The sequence below is a fragment of the Paenibacillus sp. P22 genome (assembly GCF_000469945.2).
GTDB classification, from domain to species: domain Bacteria; phylum Bacillota; class Bacilli; order Paenibacillales; family Paenibacillaceae; genus Paenibacillus_O; species Paenibacillus_O humicus.
On the sequence record NZ_CBRA020000009.1, the window covers coordinates 30627 to 53256 of the forward strand.

22 protein-coding genes and 2 pseudogenes are annotated in these 22630 nt (G+C 55.6%); 10 read left to right on the forward strand and 14 right to left on the reverse strand.

What is annotated here, in order from left to right:
• Nucleotides 1-190: 190 nt before the first annotated feature.
• Nucleotides 191-430, reverse strand: coding sequence for a DUF3343 domain-containing protein (locus BN871_RS02645; RefSeq protein ID WP_048744299.1), 240 nt, complete (start codon nucleotides 428-430; stop codon nucleotides 191-193).
• Between the two features lie 145 nt (nucleotides 431-575).
• Here BN871_RS02645 and yyaC point away from each other — a divergent pair, with 145 nt between their 5' ends.
• Nucleotides 576-1166, forward strand: a complete 591-nt coding sequence (gene yyaC, locus BN871_RS02650; protein WP_021878904.1) for a spore protease YyaC — start codon at nucleotides 576-578, stop codon at nucleotides 1164-1166.
• Here yyaC and BN871_RS02655 read toward each other — a convergent pair.
• The 11 genes and pseudogenes from BN871_RS02655 to rpmH form a co-directional block, all read right to left on the reverse strand.
• Nucleotides 1141-1647, reverse strand: a complete 507-nt coding sequence (locus BN871_RS02655; RefSeq protein ID WP_069202490.1) for a DUF4446 family protein — start codon at nucleotides 1645-1647, stop codon at nucleotides 1141-1143. The two genes, yyaC and BN871_RS02655, sit on opposite strands and share 26 nt — an antisense overlap.
• A gap of 16 nt (nucleotides 1648-1663) precedes the next feature.
• Nucleotides 1664-2845 carry an aminotransferase class V-fold PLP-dependent enzyme gene (locus BN871_RS02660; RefSeq protein ID WP_048744301.1) on the reverse strand — a complete coding sequence of 394 codons (1182 nt, stop codon included), beginning with the start codon at nucleotides 2843-2845 and terminating at the stop codon, nucleotides 1664-1666.
• A 160-nt stretch (nucleotides 2846-3005) separates the two neighbouring features.
• Entirely contained in the window at nucleotides 3006-3848 is an 843-nt protein-coding gene (locus BN871_RS02665) for a ParB/RepB/Spo0J family partition protein (protein ID WP_021878907.1), read from the reverse strand.
• Nucleotides 3829-4602: a ParA family protein gene (locus BN871_RS02670; RefSeq protein ID WP_048744303.1), complete on the reverse strand. Its 774-nt coding sequence runs from the start codon at nucleotides 4600-4602 to the stop codon at nucleotides 3829-3831. The genes BN871_RS02665 and BN871_RS02670 overlap by 20 nt, the downstream gene beginning before the upstream one ends.
• Nucleotides 4603-4931: 329 nt before the next feature.
• Nucleotides 4932-5751, reverse strand: a pseudogene (gene noc / locus BN871_RS02675) (nucleoid occlusion protein).
• 430 nt (nucleotides 5752-6181) lie between these two features.
• Nucleotides 6182-6934, reverse strand: coding sequence for a 16S rRNA (guanine(527)-N(7))-methyltransferase RsmG (gene rsmG / locus BN871_RS02680; RefSeq protein ID WP_048744306.1), 753 nt, complete (start codon nucleotides 6932-6934; stop codon nucleotides 6182-6184).
• A complete protein-coding gene (mnmG, locus tag BN871_RS02685) occupies nucleotides 6934-8823 on the reverse strand; it encodes a tRNA uridine-5-carboxymethylaminomethyl(34) synthesis enzyme MnmG (RefSeq protein WP_048744308.1) in 1890 nt (629 codons plus the stop codon). The genes rsmG and mnmG overlap by 1 nt, the downstream gene beginning before the upstream one ends.
• A gap of 180 nt (nucleotides 8824-9003) precedes the next feature.
• Nucleotides 9004-10383, reverse strand: coding sequence for a tRNA uridine-5-carboxymethylaminomethyl(34) synthesis GTPase MnmE (mnmE, locus tag BN871_RS02690; protein ID WP_048744310.1), 1380 nt, complete (start codon nucleotides 10381-10383; stop codon nucleotides 9004-9006).
• Between the two features lie 132 nt (nucleotides 10384-10515).
• Nucleotides 10516-11355 carry a YidC/Oxa1 family membrane protein insertase gene (locus BN871_RS02695; RefSeq protein ID WP_048744311.1) on the reverse strand — a complete coding sequence of 280 codons (840 nt, stop codon included), beginning with the start codon at nucleotides 11353-11355 and terminating at the stop codon, nucleotides 10516-10518.
• Between the two features lie 480 nt (nucleotides 11356-11835).
• Nucleotides 11836-12180, reverse strand: a complete 345-nt coding sequence (gene rnpA, locus BN871_RS02700; protein WP_021880308.1) for a ribonuclease P protein component — start codon at nucleotides 12178-12180, stop codon at nucleotides 11836-11838.
• A gap of 249 nt (nucleotides 12181-12429) precedes the next feature.
• Nucleotides 12430-12564, reverse strand: coding sequence for a 50S ribosomal protein L34 (gene rpmH, locus BN871_RS02705; protein WP_048744313.1), 135 nt, complete (start codon nucleotides 12562-12564; stop codon nucleotides 12430-12432).
• A 715-nt stretch (nucleotides 12565-13279) separates the two neighbouring features.
• On the opposite strand from rpmH, the gene dnaA reads away from it, so the two are divergent.
• From dnaA to BN871_RS02750, 9 genes and pseudogenes are all read left to right on the forward strand, one after another.
• Nucleotides 13280-14632: a chromosomal replication initiator protein DnaA gene (gene dnaA, locus BN871_RS02710; RefSeq protein WP_021880310.1), complete on the forward strand. Its 1353-nt coding sequence runs from the start codon at nucleotides 13280-13282 to the stop codon at nucleotides 14630-14632.
• 216 nt (nucleotides 14633-14848) lie between these two features.
• A complete protein-coding gene (gene dnaN, locus BN871_RS02715) occupies nucleotides 14849-15991 on the forward strand; it encodes a DNA polymerase III subunit beta (RefSeq protein WP_048744315.1) in 1143 nt (380 codons plus the stop codon).
• 109 nt (nucleotides 15992-16100) lie between these two features.
• Nucleotides 16101-16316: a S4 domain-containing protein YaaA gene (gene yaaA, locus BN871_RS02720; RefSeq protein WP_048744316.1), complete on the forward strand. Its 216-nt coding sequence runs from the start codon at nucleotides 16101-16103 to the stop codon at nucleotides 16314-16316.
• 63 nt (nucleotides 16317-16379) lie between these two features.
• Nucleotides 16380-16988, forward strand: a pseudogene (gene recF / locus BN871_RS02725) (DNA replication/repair protein RecF); the annotation flags it as partial.
• Nucleotides 16989-16996: 8 nt separating this feature from the next.
• Nucleotides 16997-17662 (forward strand): Crp/Fnr family transcriptional regulator, encoded by a 666-nt coding sequence (locus BN871_RS02730; protein WP_232312769.1) that lies wholly within the window; start codon nucleotides 16997-16999, stop codon nucleotides 17660-17662.
• Nucleotides 17663-17668: 6 nt separating this feature from the next.
• Nucleotides 17669-18160, forward strand: a complete 492-nt coding sequence (locus tag BN871_RS02735) for a DMT family transporter (protein ID WP_021881564.1) — start codon at nucleotides 17669-17671, stop codon at nucleotides 18158-18160.
• A complete protein-coding gene (locus BN871_RS02740) occupies nucleotides 18157-18858 on the forward strand; it encodes a YjjG family noncanonical pyrimidine nucleotidase (protein WP_021881563.1) in 702 nt (233 codons plus the stop codon). The genes BN871_RS02735 and BN871_RS02740 overlap by 4 nt, the downstream gene beginning before the upstream one ends.
• Before the next feature lie 259 nt (nucleotides 18859-19117).
• On the forward strand, nucleotides 19118-19777 hold the full coding sequence (locus BN871_RS02745) for a FusB/FusC family EF-G-binding protein (RefSeq protein WP_048744321.1): 660 nt from the start codon (nucleotides 19118-19120) through the stop codon (nucleotides 19775-19777).
• A 77-nt stretch (nucleotides 19778-19854) separates the two neighbouring features.
• The gene (locus BN871_RS02750; RefSeq protein WP_048744323.1) at nucleotides 19855-20340 is read left to right on the forward strand and encodes a GNAT family N-acetyltransferase; all 486 of its coding nucleotides are present in this window, start codon (nucleotides 19855-19857) and stop codon (nucleotides 20338-20340) included.
• Between the two features lie 114 nt (nucleotides 20341-20454).
• On the opposite strand, the gene BN871_RS02755 is transcribed toward BN871_RS02750, so the two are convergent.
• On the reverse strand, nucleotides 20455-21612 hold the full coding sequence (locus BN871_RS02755) for an MFS transporter (protein WP_048744325.1): 1158 nt from the start codon (nucleotides 21610-21612) through the stop codon (nucleotides 20455-20457).
• Between the two features lies 1 nt (nucleotide 21613).
• Complete coding sequence (locus BN871_RS02760; RefSeq protein WP_048744327.1) at nucleotides 21614-22465, reverse strand: NAD(P)-dependent oxidoreductase; 852 nt, start codon at nucleotides 22463-22465, stop codon at nucleotides 21614-21616.
• Between the last annotated feature and the right edge of the window lie 165 nt (nucleotides 22466-22630).

Genomic DNA, 22630 nt, shown 5'->3' on the forward strand with positions numbered 1-22630 from the left:
GCGGCGGCAACCGCCATTGCCGGGCATGTCTGTGCAAAGGGATAAGGCGCCCCTGGAAGGGCGCCTCGCCAAGATTCCATCGATCCTTGCATCGCATCCCATCCACGCCTGCCGCCCTGTGCAGGCCATACCGCCGCCAGGATCAGGCATAGCCTGGTCCGCTGAGATCGCCGGGCTGATGACAGCCCGCTTACTCCCGCACCTCGTCGTAGCCGTCCTCCGTCTCGCGGAAGATGCCCCGGATGTCGACGGACTCCTCGGAGATGATCTTTCGCACCTGCGCCAGCTCCCCATCGGGAAAGTCGATGGACAGCGCGCAGCCGGCGGTAATCTGCTTGGGCGTCGGGCGAATATCGATTTCGATGTCTGCGTACTCCAGCAGCATTTCAGTCCGCAGCGCCTGCTGCGTGGAATCGAAGGCGATCAGCATGATTTTGCTAGGCTCCTTACCTATCCTCTCCGGTGGCAGGCCCCGCTCGCGGAGCTTGTCCAAATTGGATGGATGGTACAAGTATAATTCCGTTCTCTCTACCATATACTAGCTAGTACCAACTCATTATTGCGGAGGGGATTCTATGAAACGACCTGTGTTGAGAGAGCTGCAACTGAAAGTGCCCCACACCGAGTCCGATGCTGCCGAGCAGCTTGCCAGCCGTCTTCATCTGCATCTCCAGCCTGTTCCGCTTGACCGCCGCATCGTCGTCGTATGCATCGGGACAGACCGTTCCACTGGAGATGCCCTCGGACCGCTCATCGGCACCCAGCTGGCCAAGAGCAGCAGTCCTCATTTCGAGCTGTTCGGCACGTTGGACGAGCCCGTTCACGCGATGAATCTCGAGGAGACGATGCTTGAAATCAACCGCAAGGTGTCCAAGCCCTTCATCATCGGCATTGATGCCTGTCTGGGCCAGCTATCCAGCGTAGGCTGCATCCAGCTCGGACCCGGCCCTGTCCGTCCCGGCGCCGGGGTGAACAAGGATCTGCCGCCTGTAGGCGATATTCATATGACCGGAATCGTCAACGTAGGCGGATTCATGGAATATTTCGTCCTGCAAAATACGCGCCTGAATCTCGTCATGAGGATGGCCGACATGATGTCACACGTCCTTCATCATACGATCGGCAGCGTCCGAGCCTATTCTATTCACGCTGCAACGCAAGACTGATCGCCTTTTGCTCCTCTTCTGTAAGCGCATAGGCCGAGCTGCCCTGCTGCAGGGGCTTGGCGTACATATACGTCTCGTCCCGGCCATGCAGTCCGGTCAGCACGACACCGCTGCTGTCCTCGTTGACAATAGCCACCGAGAAGCTCATGTCGCTTCCCTGGTTGGAGAACGCGTTGTAGCGGAACACGCCGATCTTTCCCTTCGTATCCTTGAGCAGATGCCCGAATTCCGCCAGCTGCCGGCCGTAGCCCTGCAGCATATCCTGCTGCTCGTCGAGCGACAGCCGGAGGCCGACGATGACATCTTCCAGACTCGTGACGCCCGTTTGGCCCATGACTTGAACATACTGACGCCTCAGCTTCGACAGCCGTCTGCCCACAACCGCGATCCAGATGAAAAGCAGCACGACGACAACAGCAAGCAGTCCGATAGCAACTCCGTAATACGGCGCCTCCATCCATGCATCCATCCATTCATTCATCTTTCCCTTAGCTCTCCTAACCCTGTCCCTGCATGGGGTAATGTGACCTGATTTCCCGTATCGCTGTTAGGAACGATTCAGCGTCCTCTTTGGTTGTAGAATAACCGACGCTTGCCCTGACGGCTCCCGTCTCGGCCGTTCCCGCGCTGTAATGCGCGAGCGGCGTGCAATGATAGCCGGACCTTACGGCGATGCCGTAATGCTGGTCCAGGATGAACGACAGCTCCGACGCCTCGACGCCGGCCATCGTAAGAGAGACGATTCCTGTCCTCGGCTTGCCTGCAGCCGGCCCCAGCAGCCTCAGTCCCGGAACGGATGCAAGCTCCTCCATCAGGTAGGAGACCAGCTCCGTTTCTTTTGCATGGATTGCGGCCGTCGTCTGATCCATGACATATTGGACGCCCGCAGCAAGCCCGGCGATTCCCGGCGTATTCGGAGTGCCCGCCTCATAACGATCGGGCCTCACCGTCGGCTGCTCAGCCGATTCGGACTGGCTTCCGGTCCCTCCGTGCAGCAGCGGGACGGGGTCAAGCCTGGGGTGGATATACAGGCCGCCGGTCCCCTGAGGACCGAGGAGCGCTTTATGGCCCGGAAACGCAAGGAGGTCGATTCCCATCGCCTCGACATCGATGTCCAGCACGCCGGCAGACTGGGCAGCGTCGACCAGCAGCGGAATCCCTCTTTTGCGGGTTATCGAGCCGATCTCTCCGACCGGCAGTATGCTCCCGAGCAGATTGGAGCTGTGGGCAGCGGCTACGAGGGCGGTACGAGAAGTGAGCGCCTGCTCCACCTGCTCCGGCCTGACCTCCCCTTCCGGCGTAGCCTCTATGTATGTAACCCCGATTCCAATGCTTGCCTTCAAATACTCCAGCGGCCTGCGGATGGAATTATGCTCGACTGCCGTCGCAATGACATGATCTCCCGGCTTCAGCATGCCTTTGATCGCAAGGTTCAAGGCTGCCGTCGTATTGGCGGCAAAGGAGATATCATTGGGATTCGCAATCCGGAACAGCTTCGCCAGCCTCTTGCGCGCCCCGAATAGAACCCGCCCGGATTGAACGGCCATCTGGTGGCTGCCCCTGCCGGGATTCGCCGTTCCATGCAGCAGGATTTCCATCATCGCCTCGGCAACAGCCGGCGGCTTCGGCCAGGATGTGGCCGCATGATCCAAATAAATGACCGGCTTATTCGATGTCATGGCTATCCTCCGAATTCAGGTAGTCTTCAATAAGGACAGAGGTCAGAAAAAAACAACAGCATACCTAAGTTTAATCTCTGGAACCAGAGAATACAACTTGGGCATGCCGCATATGGATCCTTTTTCCCTTCACCAGCCCCCATGATTTGGAGCGCAATCGTTAGGATTGGAGAAGGTCCAGCAATCTTTCCAGATCCTGCTTATTGTAGTAGGACAGCTCTATCTTTCCCTTGTCCTTCGACGCCTTGATCTTTACGGTTGTTTTGAACCGCTCGCGCAGCGTCTCCTCCAGCGATTCGACGTAAGGATCGCGCTTTTTCAGCTTGGCGACGGCTTTCTCAGGCTTTTTATGCTCCAGATCCTGAATCGCCTTCTCCAGCTCGCGAACGCTCCACTCATTGCTGACGATCTGTTTGGCCAGCTCTTTGCGGACCTTGTCTTCCTTGACGCCTACGAGAGCTCTGGCATGTCCCATGGAAATTGTTCCACGTGAAACACTGTCCTTGATATCGCCCGGCAGACTGAGAAGGCGCAGGAAATTGGCGATATGCGACCGGGATTTGCCGACCTTGAGAGAGAGCTCTTCCTGCGTCAGGTCGAACTTGTCCATGATCGCCTGATAAGCGACAGCGAGCTCGATGGCATTGAGATCTTCCCGCTGCAAATTCTCGATCAGCGCGATCTCCATGACCTGCTGATCCGTGAAATTCCGCACCACAGCCGGAATAGTCGTATTGCCGCATAATTGGGAAGCCCGGCAACGCCGCTCTCCTGCAATGATCTCATAGCCCTTCAGCACCGTTCTGACGATGATCGGCTGAATGACGCCGTGCTGGCGGATGGATTCCGCAAGCTCGCGAATGGATTCATCCTGGAACGTCGTCCGCGGCTGATAAGGGTTGGCTCGCAGCTGCTTCAGATCGATTTCGATGACCTTGTCATCGTCGTTTACCGAAAGAGACGGAATGAGGGCATCCAGTCCTCTACCTAGCCGCTTGCTCATACTGGATCACTTCCTTCGCCAATTCAAGATAAACTTCGGCTCCTTTGGACTTCGGATCGTAGGTGATGATGGCTTGTCCGTGCGAAGGAGCCTCGCTGAGACGCACATTGCGCGGAATAATCGTCTGGTACACCTTCTGCTGGAAGTACTTCTTCACTTCTTCGATAACTTGGATGCCGAGGTTCGTACGGGCATCGAACATCGTCAGCAGCACGCCTTCGATCGCGAGCGATGTATTGAGATGTTTTTGGACCAGGCGGACGGTATTCAGCAGCTGGCTAAGGCCTTCAAGCGCGTAATATTCACATTGTATCGGAATGATGACGGAATCGGCAGCCGTCAGCGAATTGATGGTCAAAATGCCGAGCGACGGCGGACAGTCGATCAGAACGTAATCGTATTCATTTTTCAGCTGCGATAGTGACTTCTTCAGCCTTACTTCCCGGGATATTGTCGGAACCAGCTCGATCTCCGCCCCCGCAAGCTGAATCGTCGCGGGAATAATGGAGAGATTAGGGACCGCGGTCGGCGTCACCGCTTCATGCGGATCGACCTCATTGATAAGAACATCATAAATGCTGTTTTCCACGTCGGCCTTGTTGATTCCGACGCCGCTGGTCGTATTGCCCTGCGGATCGATATCGACAAGCAGCACCTTTTTGCCGAGGGAAGCCAGGCAAGCGCCCAGATTCACGGATGTCGTCGTTTTGCCGACGCCGCCCTTCTGGTTCGTAATGGCAATGATTTTGGACAACCTTGTCACCTCAATGTTCCATTCTAGTCAAACGTGAACTTCCCTGCGGCTAAGAACAGCCCTGCCTTCATTCCAAGCTGGAGAAGGAATTCATTCCTCGTCGGCGCGAGACCGCCATCCTCTGAGCACGCTGCGCACCGAGCAGGACCAGCACAATGTCATTCCTTCCGACAGGACGAAAAAAAGCGGCTGCTGCCGCTTTCCGTGGATAAGTCTGCGGGCTATATCATGCTGTTCGCTCATGCTGATCATTCGGTATGAATGCCCTTATGTTAATCATTCCTGATTGCTGTAATTAAGTATAACGGAATCGGCGCCGGAATACGACATTATCGTTTTGGAATCCGGATGACAATCTCATAATGATCGTCATGGTCTTTCTCATCGGTTTTGATTTGCAAGCCCGAGCCTGAAACCATATCGATGGATTGCCGGATCGTGTTGAGGGCAAGCCGGACATCTTTCGTGAAGCTGATCCGCTTCGCTTTTTTTCGTTTTGGATGCTTCCTTGTAGAAGGCGACTCTCGCCTCGGTCTGCTTGACGTTGAGCTCTTTCGACAGCACGTCTTCCAGCACCTTCTGCTGCAGCTCATCGGTGTCGAGGGCCAGCAAGGAGCGGGCATGGCGTTCCGTGATTTTCCGTTCGACTAGGGCGCTTTTGACCGGCTCGCTGAGCCCGAGCAACCGGATCTTGTTGGCGATTGTCGATTGGCTTTTGCCGAGCCGCTGCGCGAGGCTTTCCTGGGTGAGGCTATGCAGGTCGATCAGCTTCTGGTAAGCGACCGCTTCCTCGATGGCGGACAGTCCTTCGCGCTGCAGGTTCTCAATCAAGGCAATCGAAGCCGCTTGAGAATCGTTGAAGTCGCGAACAATGGCCGGCACCGTATCCAGACCCAGCTTGCTGACGGCACGCCAACGGCGCTCGCCCGCTATGATCTCGTAGCGGTCGCCGCGAGCCCGGACGACGATCGGCTGAATGACGCCATGGGTTCGGATCGTCTGGCTGAGCTCCTCGATCCTGTCATCGTCAAAGACGGTTCTGGGCTGATAGGGGCTCGTATCAATGCTTCCAACCGGAATCTGCTTGACTTCATCAAGAGCGGCCTTCTGGTCATTCAACCCGAACAGCCGTGAAAATTGTTCCTTCATCATTCTTCAACCACCCGAAATTCAATGTGCCCATGACCTCGATGTTTCTTCCGTGTTGCAGCCGCGGCGGGTCGTGCTTGGCCCCCAAGTCATGGTTGCGGCACCAGGCAGTTCGCTCAGCTCCAAGCTGAGGAGGCCGGTCGGCATTGATCATGCAGCACGGGCAGATCGGAGTGTGTCTCTTGCGGAGAACGGCCGATATAGGCGGACAGCCTTCGCAGGTCTGTCTAGCAACGGGGACATCCTGGTGCGGATGCCGTCAACAAGCGGCATCCCCAGTGCTATCTTTACTCCACCAATTCGCTTTTGGAAGCAGGTTTTCCTGCTTGATTTTGGATTTCCAAGAAGTTTTCATGCCTTCCCATTCCCTCGTTCAGGTGAGGATGGCATCCGAAACCTCTTCTCGATCTCATTGTTCCACGTGAAACAATCAGCGAGGCTTCTTCACCAAGGAGATGCCGCGCACCAGAGGCTGCTTCAAAGGAATTCCGGCTTTGCGCGGATATGCCGCCGGCGTCCGATCCGTCTTGCGGATAAATACGATGGCGCGCTCGGATTGCTCAAACGGCAGCTTCAACGTTTCGACCCGCTCTGCCTTGGCGCGGAGCTCTTTCAAGGCATACGCAGCCTCATCAAGCTCCTCTTGCGGATTGGCGCCTTTCATGGCTGCGAATACGCCGTCCTTTGCGGCGAACGGCAGACACAGCTCGCCTAGACCCGCTAGCCTCGCTACCGCTCTCGCCGTCACAACCTCATATTGATCCCGATGCGCGGGGATGCGGCCGACATCTTCGGCTCTGCCATGCACGCATTGCACGTTCTCCAATCCCAACGCGTCGCATACATGCTGCAGGAAGGAAATCCGCTTGTTCAAACTGTCGACAATCGTAATCTGAAGATGAGGAAAGGCGATTTTCAAGGGAATACTTGGAAAACCCGCCCCCGATCCTATATCGGCCAGATTCCTCGCCTTCGACAGATCCATATAGAAAGCAAGCGAGAGGGAGTCGTAGAAATGCTTTTCGAAAACCGCATCCCTCTCCGTGATTCCGGTCAGATTCATCCGCTCGTTCCATTCCACTAGCAGCTCGAAATAACGCTCGAACTGGTTCAGCTGATGAGGCGCAAGCTCGATTCCTTGGGCGGCGAGAAGCTCGTGAAATGACTTCTGAACCGCATCCATCAGGACTTCCCCGCTGCCGTTACTCGATTGTAGTGCTCCAGATGAACGAGCAGGATGGAAATATCCGCCGGGGTCACGCCGGAAATGCGGCTCGCTTGTCCGATATTGAGCGGACGAATGGACGAGAGCTTCTGCTTCGCTTCCATGGCAAGTCCATGGACGATGCTGTAGTCGATTCCTTCCGGAATCTTCTTCTTCTCCATTTTCCCGAGGCGTTCGACCTGAAGCAGCTGTTTTTCGATATAACCCGCGTATTTGATCTGGATTTCGACCTGTTCCTTCATATCCGCCGTCAGCTCGTACGGCGCCGCAGCCAGCGGTTCGAGGATGGCATAGGACAGTTCTGGACGCCTGAGCAGGGTGAGGGCATCGGTCGTCGCCTGCAGCGGAGCCGATCCGGCCTGCTTCAGCAGCTCTTGAGCTTCTTCGGGACGGATCTTCACCGTCTTCAAGCGGGCCAGCTCCTCCTCGACACGTCCTTTCTTCACCTGGAATTTGGCATGCCGCTCTTCCGTAATCAATCCGATTTCATAACCGGTCGGAGTCAGACGCAGGTCGGCATTGTCATGCCGAAGCAGCAGGCGGTACTCCGCACGTGATGTAAGCAGGCGGTAAGGCTCGTTCGTACCCTTCGTCACGAGATCGTCGATCAGAACGCCGATATAGCCTTGGGAACGGTCAATGACGACCGGATCCTTGCCCTGCACCTTGCGGGCCGCATTGATGCCGGCCATGATGCCTTGGCCCGCCGCTTCCTCGTAGCCCGATGTTCCGTTGATCTGGCCGGCAGTGAACAGGCCCGGCAGCACTTTCGTCTCCAGGGAAGGCCACAGCTGGGTCGGCACGACGGCATCGTATTCAATGGCATAGCCGGTCCGCATCATCTCGACGTTCTCCAGGCCGGGAATCGAGCGCAGGATGCTCAGCTGCACATCCTCCGGCATGCTCGTGGACAGCCCTTGAACGTAGTACTCCGATGTGTCCTTTCCTTCAGGCTCAAGGAAAATCTGATGCTTCGGCTTGTCCGCGAAGCGAACGATCTTATCCTCGATGGAAGGACAGTAGCGCGGTCCCGTGCCCTCGATGACTCCGGAGAACATTGGCGCTCTGTGCAGGTTGTCGTTGATGATCTTATGGGTATCCTCGGAGGTGTAAGTCAGCCAGCAAGGCAGCTGCTCGTTGTCCGCATATTCGGTTTCAAAGGAAAAGAACTGAGGGATATCATCCCCGGGCTGAATCTCCATCTTGGAAAAGTCGATGCTGTCCTTGTGGACGCGCGGGGGCGTACCCGTCTTGAAGCGAACGAGCTCGAAGCCGTTCTCCTTGAGCGATTGGGACAGCTTGATCGACGGCTGCTGGTTGTTCGGGCCGCTTTCATAGATCAGCTCGCCCATGATCACCTTGCCGCGCAAATATGTCCCGGTCGTAACAACGACCGACTTGGCGCGGTACTCGGCTCCGGTCTTCGTCACGACGCCGACGCAGGCTCCATCCTCGACGATCAGCTCCTCCGCCATCCCCTGGCGAAGCGTCAGATGCGGCGTTTCCTCGATCGTCTTCTTCATCATATGCTGGTACGAGAACTTGTCCGCCTGAGCGCGCAGCGCATGCACGGCCGGACCTTTCCCCGTGTTCAGCATCCTCATTTGAATATAGGTCTTGTCGATATTGCGGCCCATCTCGCCGCCGAGAGCATCGATTTCGCGCACGACATGACCTTTGGCCGGTCCGCCGATGGACGGGTTGCACGGCATGAATGCGACCATATCCAGATTGATCGTAAGCAGCAGCGTCTCGCAGCCCATTCTCGCCGCAGCCAGAGCCGCTTCGCAACCCGCATGTCCCGCTCCGATTACAAGAACATCATATTGTCCTGCAGGGTAAGTCATGATTTTTTCCTCCCGAGCCGGAAAGGCGTTATTTACCGCCTGCCTCTCCCTCTTTTATGAAAAGTGGTTTTCATTTACCAAGTTTCGACTTGCTTCCGCCGTATCCGACCTCTTCCGCCGCCATCTGCTGTCGCCTGCCGCATTCTCGAGTCGGTTATCCACATGTGGATTGCTCGCCGATCATTTCCCCAGACAAAACTGCGAGAAAATCTGATCGATCAACGACTCTCCCGCCGTATCTCCGATAATCTCGCCGAGCAGCTCCCAGGCGGAGCGCACATCCAGCTGGACCATATCGATCGGAATGCCGTCCTCGGTCGCCGCAACAGCTTCGCTAAGCGCTTGGCTGGCTTTGTTGAGCAGCGAGATGTGCCGGACATTGCTCACATAAGTCAGGTCCGCGCTCTCAAGCTGCCCTTCAAAGAACAGCTCCCGGATCGCTTCTTCGAGCGCTTCCAGTCCTTCTTCCTGAAGCACCGACATCATGACGATCCGGCTCTCAGGCAGCGCAGCCGATACCTCATCCAGCTTCAGCTGCGCCGGCAGATCGCTTTTATTCACGATGACAACAACCTGGCGCCCGGTCAGCTTTGCGAGCAGCTCCCGTTCATCCTCATGAAGCGCCTCATTATGGTTCAATACAAGCAGCAGAAGATCGGCATCCGCAGCAGCAGAACGGGAACGCTCCACGCCGATCCGCTCGACGACATCGGTCGTCTCGCGAATGCCCGCCGTATCGAGCAGCCGCAAAGGAATACCGGATAATGTAATGTATTCCTCAATAACATCCCGCGTCGTGCCGGGTATATCCGTCACGATCGCCTTGCTTTCCTGGACAAGCGCGTTCAGAAGAGAAGACTTGCCCACATTGGGACGGCCGACGATGGCTGTCGTAATGCCTTCACGAAGAATCTTCCCTTCGGCAGCCGTCTTCAGCAGCCGGCGGATTTCTTCCATGGCGGAACCGCAGCTGTCCTTTATATAAGAAGAAGTCATTTCCGTTACGTCATGCTCCGGGTAATCAATGTTGACCTCGATATGAGCGAGGAGCTCGATCAACGTATGCCGAAGCGCCTTGATCTTCCGAGACAAAGTTCCTTCGGCCTGCTTAAGGGCAACGGAATAAGAACGATCGGACTTTGAGCGGATCAGGTCGATGACCGCCTCCGCTTGAGCCAAGTCGATCCGGCCGTTGAGGAATGCCCGCTTGGTGAATTCGCCGGGCTCCGCCACTCGGACTCCAGGCTGCTCCAGAACGAGCTCGAGAACTTTGCGTACCGCCACAAGCCCTCCATGCGCCCCAATCTCGACGACATCCTCCGCCGTAAAGGAACGGGGTCCCTTCATGACGGTCACCAGGACTTCCTCGATGATTTCGCCGCTCGCGGGAGCCGCGATATGGCCGTAAGTCACCGTATGGGTCGGGGCGTCCGCAAGAGGAGTCCGCGACTTCAATATATTCGAAACGCTCTCTACCGCTGCAGGTCCGCTGACGCGGATGACGGCAATGCCGCCTTCTCCCAGCGCGGTCGAGATCGCGGCAATTGTATCCTGTATCATGCTTTTCGATTCCTTCCGAGAGCCCCCAGATCTGATTTTTGAGCAAGGGTGCCCGTAATTATGGCAAAAAAGCAATGACTATAGAAGCCATTGCTGCCTGAAAATGGATTTGTGGTAAGCCTGAACCGCGTACTATTTGTTTTTTCCTTTGGCCGTTTTGACCGTTTTGGCCGGTGGCGCGGCAGCGGTTGCGACTTCCGCCTTCTTGTCGGCATTGCGCACGTAAAGGAAGTAGTTCTGGATGATCGTGTAGATGTTCGTGTAGATCCAGTACAGCGGAAGCGCCGAAGGGAAGCTCCAAGCCATGACCAGAATGAGAATCGGGAAGATCATCATAATGGAATTCATCATCGCCATCTGCGGGTTGTTCGGCTGCGTTTTCTGCATCATTTTGGTCTGGACGTAAGTCGTCAGAGCCGCAATGAACGGCAGGATATGCAGATGGTCGGGCTCGCCGAGCTTGAGCCACAGGAATTCATGGACACGGATGTCGGCGTTATAGTAGATGGAGTTGTACAGAGCAATGAAAATAGGCATCTGGACGATCAGCGGCAAACAGCCCGCCATCGGATTGACCTTGTTTTCCTGGAAGAGCTTCATCGTCTCTTCTTGCTGCTTCTGCGGGTTGTCCTTGTGTTTCTTTTTGATGTTGGCAAGCTCAGGCTGCAGGGCCTGCATCGCCTTGGAGCTGCGGTACTGCTTAATGGTAAGCGGCAGGATCAGCGTACGGACGATGATAACCATCACGAGAATGGCGAGGCCGTATTGACCGTTGAACCAGGTCGCGAAATGGTCGAGCAAATACGAGAAATAGTAAACGACGTATCTTTCCCACCAGTTGCCCTTCAGCAAATCTTCGGTCGTGGTGGTGTGGCTGTTATTCGGCATGCATCCCGAGAGGACGGCCACCATCAGCACCAGGCTGAGCGTGACAAGCCACTTGCGTTTTGAAGCCAAACGGGAAAACAACATGTAAATCTCCTCTCTGAGAGCCTGTCGCAATTCAACCTAAACTATACCATATAATAGGGTCCAAGCAAAACGGCTTCATCATCAAATTATGGTGAAGACGCTTGCGCCGAGAAGAATAGATAAGCCCTGTGATAGCGGGCTTTCTATTCTGACAAGCAAAACGGCTTCATCATCAAATTATGGTGAAGACGTTTGCGCCGAGAAGAATGGATAAGCCCTGTGGTAGCGGGCTTTCTATTCTGACAAGCAAAACGGCTTCATCATCAAATTATGGTGAAGACGCTTGCGCCGAGAAGAATGGATAAGCCCTGTGGTAGCGGGCTTTCTATTCTGACAAGCAAAACGGCTTCATCATCAAATTATGGTGAAGACGCCTGCGCCGAGAAGAATGGATAAGCCCTGTGGTAGCGCACGTTCTTCTTCACCCATTTGTAATTTAGAAACGGCTGCTTGTCCGGCGCTTGCCGAGCAGCCTCGCCGTCAGCGAGGCTTCAACAGACCCGCCTTGCGCAAAACATGCAGCACGCTGCGCTCCAGCTCCTTCGACGACTTGCCGACGGCTCCCGCCCGGACGATCAGAATCAGATCGGTCTTCTCTTTGATCTCATCCGCATGAGCGCGGACAATTTCTTTCAGCAACCGTCTCATGCGGTTGCGCACGACGGCATTGCCGATCTTTTTGCTGGCGGAGATGCCGAGACGGAACGGTTCCGCCTTCGGCTGCCTGGACCAGTATACGACCAGCTGCCCATTGGCGAACGATTTGCCTCCCCGATAGGTGCGGGAGAAATCCTCGCGTTTTCTGAGCCGTAGTTTTCTCTGCATTTCTCACCGACTCCGTGCGTTGTTAGTTTCAGTATATCCAACTTAGGGCGTGCGCAGGCATGCCGGACGCACCCTCCGCAAGAAGAACAGCATGACAATCTATCCGCCGGATCCGCCCCGCTTCAAGCTGCGGATATCCGGGCAGAAAAAAAGACCACTTGCGTGGTCTCCTCTCTCCAGCCATTGCCCCAGAAGGCGGTCGGCGTGGCAGGCGAAAATCCCCGGAAAGAAGGGGAATGCCCTTTTGTATTATGCGCTCAGAACGCTGCGGCCCTTCTTGCGACGGGCTGCCAGCACTTTGCGGCCGTTTTTCGAGCTCATGCGCTTGCGGAATCCGTGTACCTTTTTGCGCTTGCTTACGTTCGGTCTGAAAGTCGGTCTCATAATCTATTGCACCTCCCCGATCGGTATATCTTCGTCCTCACTCGGGCATCTGCCGCAGCGGACCGAGGCAGAACCCGGGGACGACTGTCTATCCGAAGTTGCCCTTACGTCATCCCGAGTTAAAAACGCCTTTTTCCATTTAACCATGCAGACATGCGAAAGTCAACCTGAACATGATCCTCCTACCTCGGAGGCCTGTGCATAACTATCTTCAGATCGCTTCATCTATATAGCGTTTCGATTTTTGCATCATGATTCGACGCTTTTCGTTTTTTTTCGGCTATGGAAAAGCCCTCCGGCCATCATCGGTTGTGGATAACGAAGAATGTCGCAGCTGTCGGCGAAATTTAGTAACATGTGCATAATTAACAGGACTGTTGACGGATGCTGTCGAATTTGCGCACAGACTGTTAACAATATCTAGTGCTGTAGATAACCTTTATACACAAGGACTTGGGATTGTGGATAATATTCTCCAACTCGTTGAAATAGCGCCTTTCTTTTGCTATGATAGATTTGTTTTTGTTGTGGACGGATGCAGTGCCGGCAGTAACTTATCAACAACCTGTGGATAACATTGTGAACAACATTATCCCCTTATGCATAACCTTCATCAACAAGTCCTTCCATCTGTGGATGAGGACTCGCCCCGATAGATCCATTTTATTGACCTTTATCGAATCAATCGTTACGACAGGGATAGGAGTGACCGTCTGTGGACAGCCATACTGTGGATCTGTGGCAGCAAGTGCTGTCAGTCATCCAAACCAAATTGAGCAAACCGAGCTTCGACACCTGGTTCAAGGCGACGAAAGCCAATTTCTCGGATGACGGACTCCTCATCGTGACGGCGCCGACGACGTTTGCGGTCGAATGGCTGGAGAGCCGCTACACGAAGCTGGTCAGATCCACTGTATCGGATTACATCGGACGCTCTGTTGACGTCCGTTTTGTCATTGAGGAAAACCGGCCGCCCGAACCGGCTGCGCCGGCCATCCCCGCGGCCAAAGCGGCTCCATCATCATCCGAAGAGCCCTTTTCCAACATGCTCAATCCGAAATACACGTTCGACACCTTCGTCATCGGCGCCAACAACCGCTTCGCCCATGCCGCATCTCTCGCGGTCGCCGAAGCGCCGGCCAAAGCCTACAATCCGCTATTCCTCTACGGAGGCGTCGGCCTGGGGAAAACCCACTTGATGCACGCAATCGGCCATTACATCATGGAGCACAACCCGAGCACCAAGGTGATGTACATTTCTTCCGAGAAATTCACCAATGAATTCATCAATGCAATCCGGGACAACCGGGGCGAGAGCTTCCGCAACAAATACCGGAATATCGACGTTCTCTTGATTGACGATATCCAGTTCCTGGCCGGCAAGGACGGGACCCAGGAGGAATTTTTCCATACGTTCAACGCCCTGCACGAGGAGCGCAAGCAGATCGTCATCTCCAGCGACCGGACACCGAAGGAAATCCCGACCTTGGAAGAGCGGCTTCGTTCCCGCTTCGAATGGGGGCTCATCACGGATATCCAGCCGCCGGATCTCGAGACGAGGATCGCCATTCTTCGCAAGAAGGCCAAAGCCGAGAATCTGGACATTCCAAATGAAGCCATGATCTACATCGCCAACCAGATCGATACGAACATCCGCGAGCTGGAAGGCGCTCTCATCCGCGTCGTCGCCTATTCTTCCCTCATCAACGAGGATATTTCCTCGCATCTGGCTGCGGAGGCGCTCAAGGACATCATTCCGTCCACGCGGCCGAAAATGATCACCATTCTGGACATCCAGCAGCGCGTAGGAGAGTTTTACGGCCTCAAAATGGATGAATTCAAGGCGCGCAAGCGTACCAAGGCGGTTGCTTATCCAAGGCAGATCGCCATGTATCTGTCCCGTGAGCTGACGGACTACTCGCTGCCCAAGATCGGCGAAGCTTTCGGCGGCCGGGACCATACAACCGTCATCCATGCCCATGAGAAAATCTCCAAGCAGCTCAAGATCGACCAGGAGCTGTTCAAGGTCATTCAGAATTTGACGGAAAAAGTCAAAAACCACATGTAGGCGCCTCTCGATCGGGGATCGCCGTCCGTGGATAAGTCCTATACGAATAGCCAAGCCTATGCACACTCTGTACACATGTGGATAGGCTTCTGCCATCGGCGAAAAAAGGGCTTATCCACATATCCACCGCCCCTACGACTACTACTGCTGTTATTCTTTTAAAAAACATCATCTAAAAAAGACGAATCACGTCGAATGCCGCCCAAGGAGGAACGCATGAAACTCACCATCTCCAAAAACGAACTCAACGACGCTATCCAACAAGTGGCCAAAGCTGCATCGGTACGTCCTGCCATTCCAATACTTGGTGGAATCAAGATCGACGTCACCCACCAAGGAGTCACGCTGACGGCTAGCGACACCGATATCTCCATCCAGAGCTTCATTCCGGCCGAAACGGACGAGCTTGTCGTCGCCAAGGTGGACAAGCCGGGCAGCGTCGTGATGCCGGCCAAGTTTTTTGTGGAGATCATCCGCAAGCTTCCTGCAGAAGAAGTGCAGATCGAGGTGGGCGAGCATTACCAGACGCTGATTCGTTCCGGTTCAACGGATATCCAGATGGTCGGACTTGATCCCGAGGAATTCCCCGTCCTGCCTTCCGTCGAAGAGGACGAAGTGCTCCAGCTGCCGGGCGATCTTCTCAAAGCGATGGTCAGACAGACCGTATTCTGCGCTTCGACCAGCGAACAGACCCCCGTTCTGACCGGAGTGCTCTGGAACCTGATCGAAGGCCAGCTGAAGTTCGTGGCCACCGACCGCCATCGTCTAGCCAGCCGCTTGGCTCAAGTCGAAACTCCGGACAGCTACAAGCTGACCAATATCGTCATCGCCGCGAAGACGATGGTCGAGCTGTCCAAGCTCGTGCCGGACGGATCCGGCCTCGTGGATATCGTCGTCGCCAGCAACCAGGTGCTTTTCCGCTTGGGGCACACCCTCTTTTACAGCCGCATGCTGGACGGAACCTATCCCGATACTTCCAAGATTATTCCGCAATCGTTCAAAACAGAACTCGTCCTCGAAACGCGCAAGCTGATCGACGCGATGGAACGCGCCTACTTGATGTCGAGAGAAGAAAAAACCAATATCGTCCGTCTCGTAACCCTCGACAACGGCAACATCGAAATATCGTCCAGCTCGCAGGAGCTCGGACGCGTAACCGAGCAGCTTGAAGTCATCCGCCAGAACGGCGAGCCGCTCCGCATCGCCTTCAACTCCAAATACATGCTGGATACGCTGAAAGTCATCGACAGCGAGCAGCTCATCATCAGCTTCACCGGCGCCATGAGCCCGATCATCATCCGCCCTGCGGATCATGACAACAGCCAGTACATCATTCTGCCTTACCGCACGACGAACTGACGGGCAGCCGGTGCGGCCAGCAGGCGGACGATCCCGCGCATTCGCGCACGGACCGTCCGCTTCTTTTGTTCCAACCCCTTTTTTCAACATCCCAAGGAGGGCTAACGCCATGAAAACCATCACGATCAAGACCGAATACATCGCTCTCGGCCAATTCCTCAAACTGGCCGACTGCATCGATTCCGGAGGACAGGCCAAGTTCTTCCTCCAGGAATACGCCGTTCTCATCAACGAAGAGCCGGACAATCGGCGAGGACGCAAGCTGTATGACGGGGACAAAGTCGAAGTAGAGGGGTTCGGATCCTTTCAGGTTCAGAGATCATGAACTCGTCTCGCCGAGTAATGTCCGCCCCACGCGGACAAGGCTTCAGCCAGGGGGATTGAACAGGTGTTCCTACACGAAATCAAGTTGAAAAACTACCGGAATTACGAGGAGCTTGAGCTCGGCACCAGCCATAAGGTCAACCTGTTCATCGGGCCGAACGCGCAGGGCAAAACCAATCTGCTGGAGTCCATCTTCGCCTTGGCTCTCACCAAGTCGCATCGGACCTCCAAAGATCGCGAGCTGATCGGCTGGAATGGCAAGGAAGCATCCGTTCATGGAGAAGTGGAGAAGAAATACGGGAACGTGTCGCTGGATCTGGTCTATTCCGCCCAAGGCAAGAAAGCGAAGATCAACGGGCTGGAGCAGCGCAAGCTGAGCGGTTTCGTCGGCACGCTCAACGTGGTCATGTTCGCTCCGGAGGATCTGGAGATCGTCAAAGGGACGCCGGGGATTCGCCGCCGCTTTCTCGATATGGAGATCGGCCAGGTGCAGCCGGGGTACTTGCATACGCTCCAGCAATACTCCAAGATTCTGCTGCAGCGCAACAACTACCTCAAGTCAACGGGGCCGGGCTCCGTCCAGCCTGCGATGATGGAAGTATGGAACATGCAGCTGGCGGAGCATGGTGTTAAAATCATGAGAAAAAGGCAACAATTCATAGAGAAGCTCCGGATAAATACTTGAAGCTTCATGGCCTCGAAGACGTCTTCGGCAAGCCGCTGCTGCCGCATCTCACCTTGCGCCGGTTCGACCAAGGCGAATTGATCTGCAGCCAGGGAGATGCCGCCGACAGCGTGTATGTGCTGGTTAAGGGCAAGGTGAAGATCTTCACGACCTCCGAAGAGGGGAAGTCGCTTATTCTTTCCTTCAAAACGCCGCTGGAAGTAATCGGAGATCTCGAATATGTGCAGAAAGCGGATTTTCTGAATACGGTCGAAGCGGTATCGCCCGTCGCCATGATCGGCGTCCATCACCGCTGGCTTGCCCTGCATGGAGACGATCACCCACCGTTTCTGCGGTTCCTTCTTGATATCCTCACCAAAAAGTTTTATGCGAAGTCGAATTCCTTGAGCTTCAATCTGATGTACCCGGTGGAGATCAGGCTTGCCAGCTATCTGCTCTCGGTATCGTACGACGAGACCGATCCGTTGTTCCAGGGGGAGCTTCGGGCTTCCATGCTGAGAGATGCCGCCAATCTGATTGGAACGAGCTACCGGCATGTGAACCGGGTGTTGAAGCAGTTTGCCGCGGATGGATGCATCCGGCGCTCCAAAGGCGTGATCTCCATCCTGGATCGAGGGAAGCTCGAGGCGCTCGCCAGCCGCAACTTGTATGAAAGGAGCTGACTCAAGATGATGACGGGAATATCATTGTCGATTCTGGCCGGCTGCCTGCTCAGCCTGCAAAATATATTCAACAGCAAAGTCAGCGAAAAAACCGGCACCTGGGTGACAACGGCGCTTGTTCTCGGCCTCGGCTTCGCGGCCTCCTTGACGCTGGGCCTGCTGTTTCAGGGAACCAGGATGTTCCGTCTCGGGAATATGGAAGCCTGGTTCGCCTTCAGCGGACTGCTCGGAGTCGGCGTTGTCGTCTGCATGGTTCAGGGGATCAAGCATCTGGGTCCAACCTATGGCGTTCTCGTCGCTCTCAGCTCCCAGCTGATTCTGGCGCTCATGCTGGATTCGCTCGGATGGCTCGGACTGGAAAAGGTGGATTTCACGATGAAGCAGCTCATCGGAGTGCTTGTCGTCATCGGAGGAGCCGCCGTATTCAAGCTGTCGGGCAACAAGCGGAACGCTCGCGGCGCCGTTCGCGAACATGCTGATATGGAGGGCTTAAAGTGAAAGCATACAAAACGCTGCTTTTCGATGTGGACGACACCTTGCTCGATTTTGGAGCCGCCGAAAGGATGGCTCTGAGCCTCTTGTGCTCCGAGCACGGCCTTGCGCTGGATGAAGAGCTTCATTTCCGCTACAAGGAGATCAACGGCAGCCTGTGGAGGGCATTCGAAGAAGGAAAGCTCTCCCGGGATGAAGTCGTGAACACGAGGTACTCGCTGCTGTTCAAGGAATATGGCCGGGAAGTGGACGGCGTCGCCGTGGAAGCGCAGTACCGCAAGCTTCTGGAGCAAGGCCATGACGAGGTCAAGGGCGCCTTGGCCTTGATCACCGCTCTCGAGCCCCGATACGACCTGTTCATCGTCACGAACGGAGTTTCCGCTACTCAGCACAAGCGGCTGCAGGCATCCGGGCTGTTCCCGATGTTCCGCAACGTATTCGTCTCCGAAGACACCGGGTTCCAGAAGCCGATGAAGGCCTTTTTCGATTATGTGTTCGAGCGCATTCCCGGCTTCGTTCCCGACGAGGCCTTAATCATTGGAGATTCGCTCAGCGCGGACATCAAGGGGGGACAGAATGCCGGCCTGGATACTTGCTGGTTCAATCCGGACGGCAAGCCGGCCGGCTCCGGTATCGTACCGACGTACGACATCCGCGAGCTGGATGAGCTGTACGGCCTGCTCGGCGTGGACAAGCCGTTCTGAAGCTCCGGAGCCGTTTTTTACCGATTGCGGCATTGCCCCGGCCGCCTGCTATCGCCTATACTGGTGGTAAAGGGAGGCTGGTAGCGATGGCAAATCACATTGCCGGGAATAGCTTCACCCATGCAGAGCCTGTTTAAGGGGCGATTCTTTGCATGGGGCTATTGATGAAGGGATAAAACCAATCGCCCGATCGATCGTTTCCATAAATGGGCTTTGCACCTTATTTGCTTGAATCCAAAAAATAAGGGGCTGAAAAGCGATGGGCCAACCATTTATTCGAAACCATGAATTCAATCTTATTCAAAAACAAGTCAAGCTTCTGCAAAATACTTGTACGACCGTCTCCGATCCGAAGGTGGTGGAGTCGGTGCAGATGAGCGTGCATGCCGTGCTGGATGAAGCTTTCCAGGCTGCCGATTCCGATCAGCGCTTGCTGGTGCTGGGACTGGTGGAACTCAGCTCTCCGCAGCAATTCGCAAAAGGCATGGAGGCGCTTGAGCACTACCGCTTGAGTTTCCCAGCCGTTACTGAAGGACAGCTGAAAAAGCTGTTCCCAAAAGCGAAAAAGCTCAAAGTGCCCGATTTGGACAAGATCGATTTCTGGAAAGTCACGTATCTCGGATGGACCGATATCGGCAGCGGCAAGATGTTCCTCGTGCATGAGCTGGACGGCAAGCCGGCCGGAATCGAAGGCAGGTTCTCGCCGGCAGGCACGAAAAAGAATACGTGCTTCCTATGCCGTGGCCACGGCGAGGTCGCGCTGTTCACGGCGGTGACCAAGCATCGGCCGCTGCATGCCTCGCCCGATTATTACAAGGCCATCGGCAACTATATGTGCCTGAGCAGCGACAGCTGCAATGCCCGGCTGACGGATTCGGCAGTGCTGGACCAATTTTTCCGGGAGGTGCTGACCAAATAATTCGCTGCACCCGTAGGGCATGTCCTTGCGGGTTTTCTACTTGCAGCCGATCATCATGGGATAAAGGAAGTGGACTCATGTTCATCCGCGAGCTTGAAGAACGCGACGATGCCGCCATAGCGTCGATCATCCGCCAATGCCTGATCGAATTCGGAGGGAACCGGGAAGGACTAGCCTGGGCGGACAAGAGCTTGGACAATCTGAGCGGTTATTACGATGCCCCGGGGCGCAAGTATTGGGTCATTGAAAACGAAGGGACTATCGAAGGCGGATGCGGCATCGCTCCATTCGCGGATTCCAACGAGGTGTGCGAGCTGCAAAAGATGTATCTACTGCCCGGCGCAAGAGGCTCCGGCATGGCGGCGAAGCTCATGGAGGCCGCGCTGGACTTCGCAAGCGTCCATTATGAACGCTGTTATCTCGAGACGCTGACCTCGATGAAGGCGGCCGCACGCTTTTACGAAAAGCATGGCTTCACCGGGCTGGAAGCGCCTCTAGAAGGCTCGGAGCACTATGCCTGCGATGCCTGGTACATCAAGGAATTGCAGCCGTTGAAGTCGTAATGCCCGTCCTTCCAAAAACAACAACTAGCAAAGCAAGCTGAAGCCGAAAAAGGGGCTTTCCCATCCGTCATGAACATGACTGGGAAAGCCCCTTTGCTTATTTATAGACTCGGGTTACCCGTGCATCTCTGCAGAACCTGCTCGATTCCTCAGCCCGATGCCGGCAAAAACTGCGAGGCTGACGAACGTAACGATCGCGCAATAGAGGAACACCGTCTGCATTCCGGCGGCTTCGCTGGCGAATCCGCCCGCGTAGCTGCCGATAATCCGGGCCGCGCCGAGATTGAGCAGGGCGTTCAGCGTCTGCCCGCTCGCGCGCAGCTCCTGCGGCACTTCCTTGTTGATGAAGACGGACATCGTCACCGAGACGACGATGAAGATCATGCCGTGCAGAGCTTGCACGGACAGGATGGCAAGCGGATTGTCGATCAACCCGAACAGCAGCCAGCGAACGGCTGCGGCTCCTGATGCAACAAGCAGAATGGATGAAATGCTGAACCGGCTGAACAGCCGGGACGACAGAAGCAGGAACGGCACCTCGCTCAGCGCCGAGATGACCATCGACCAGCCCAGCAAGCCGTTGTCTGCGCCCAGCTCCTTGTAGTATAGGGGGAAGAACGCATAATAGTATCCCAGCGTGACGTTGACGGCGAAGCAGATGCCGAGATAAAGGACGAGCTTGCGGTTTTTGAACAGCTCCCAGATCCGCATCCGCCGGCCTGCGAACTGATGGCCTCCGATCGTCGGATAGCGGAGCAGCAAAAGCAGGGAGACCAGCATGACGGCCGCATAGACCGGGAACATGCTGTCGACATGCGACTTGGCATAAGAGCCGAATACAATCGACATCAGCGCGAAGCCAAGCGTTCCTCCGAGCCGGATGATGCCGTAGCTGGATGCCTGGCTGCCGAGCGCTTCGAGCGTAATGGCGTCGCCGATGGCCCCGGTCGACGTCTGGAACAAGGTGAAGACGCCGATCAAAATCATCAGGTAGACGAAGGCATCCGAAAGCGGGTACAGCAGCATTGAGACGCCGCTGCCGATCAGCAGAATCTGCAGCACCCGGTTTTTGGTGCGGGACTTGTCGCTGACCGACCCCCACATCGGCTGCGCCAGGACGGCGATGAACGGCCCGATGCTGAGCAGGGTGCCGATCTGGGAGGCCGAGAAGCCCTTGTCCTGGAAATAGACCGGAATGAAGGTGCTGTAAAGGGCGTTCCCCATGAAAAGAATGAAGTAAAACGAGAAGAACAATGCGACGGAACGGTTCATATCAGGATTCCTTGACGTAAGTTCTCCATGCATGCTTCGGCTGCCAGCCGAGCAGCTTCTTCGCCTTGGCATTGCTGAACAAAGTCTCATGGCCGTCCAGCGGGTGGCGGACATCCTTCACATTCGGGTAGCGGGCGGCGAGAAGCTCCCGGCTCGGAATGGCGCTGCTCGTATCGTCGGCCGCCAGATTGAGCGCGACCGATCCCAATCCGTCTGTCTCGACAGCCAGGCGGCAGGCTTCGGCGATGTCCCGGGCATCGATATAGCTCCACATGATCGTCTCCCGCTGTTCCGGATCATGGATGAAGGAAGGGAAATCGGCGTAGCGCTCCGGAATGATGACGTTGCCGATGCGCATGGATACGACCTGCATCCCGGTGCGCCGGTGGAACATGTCCGCCGTCTGCTCGTTGACGACCTTGGAGAGGCCGTAGCTGTCCTGCGGCAGCTGCGGATGCTCCTCGTCGATCGGCACATAGGCCGGTTCGAGCCTGTTGACGGCAAATACGATGCCGTAGGAGGACTCGCTGGAAGCGATGACCGCCTTGGCGATGCCCAGGCCGGCAGCCGCTTCCAGAACGTTGTATGTCGATACGACGTTGTTCTCGAAGGTGACTTCAGGCGTCCGGATATGGGCGGCCGGGATCGCGGCCAGATGCACGACGGCATCGGCCCCGGCGAGAACGCTGTAAACCTCGCCAAGGTTGGTGAGATCCGCGATCAGGGTAGGGCAGATATGTTCCTTGGGACGGACAGCATCGACGTTGAGCACGTCGTAGCCTTGATCGACAAAATGCCGCAGCACATGCTGACCCAGCATTCCGCTGCCACCGGTAATGACCACTTTCGGCATGATGATACCTCCTGAACGGTAACGATAGAATGAGTTAAAAACGCTTGCAAAGCTTGTCTTCATTATAGGCATTGGTAGCCGATTCCGATAGTAGTGAAGAAGTTTTACGTTAAGTATCACCGGTATACCTACTATACTTTTATGTATCGGATCCATCCTGGCATC